At 63.6% G+C, this 275-nt stretch carries 1 protein-coding gene; it reads left to right on the top strand.

Annotated features, from left to right (window positions below; all coding sequences use genetic code 11):
* The coding region (locus KVT32_RS29995; RefSeq protein ID WP_217619419.1) for a hypothetical protein at positions 1–225 on the top strand (225 nt) is incomplete at its 5' end.
* Positions 226–275 lie beyond the last annotated feature (50 nt).

Below are 275 nucleotides of genomic sequence, written 5' to 3'. Positions count from 1 at the left end.
GGCCTTCATTATTTAAGCTTTGAAACTGTATGCTTCGCGTATGTATCGCGCGCGAACGCCGTGCTTCTCTCCACGGTGCGCTGCCACATCGCCAGGACCGGGCAGGCGCGCGGCGGCGGCGTGGACGGACCAACGATGACGGAAAACCACACTGGCGCCGCCGCCATGCTTCCTGCGCGTCACGGCGCCTGCCTCCGGCTGATCGGCAGGGCCGGCCTGAAGTAAAATAGCCGATTGATTTGACCGCCCCCGCTGGCGCCCTACGCGAAACCTAT

It is taken from the genome of Achromobacter sp. GbtcB20 (assembly GCF_019091095.1).
GTDB lineage: Bacteria > Pseudomonadota > Gammaproteobacteria > Burkholderiales > Burkholderiaceae_B > Achromobacter > Achromobacter mucicolens.
Note: the sequence above shows the minus strand (reverse complement) of the source record. Positions and strands in the feature narration are given on the sequence as shown.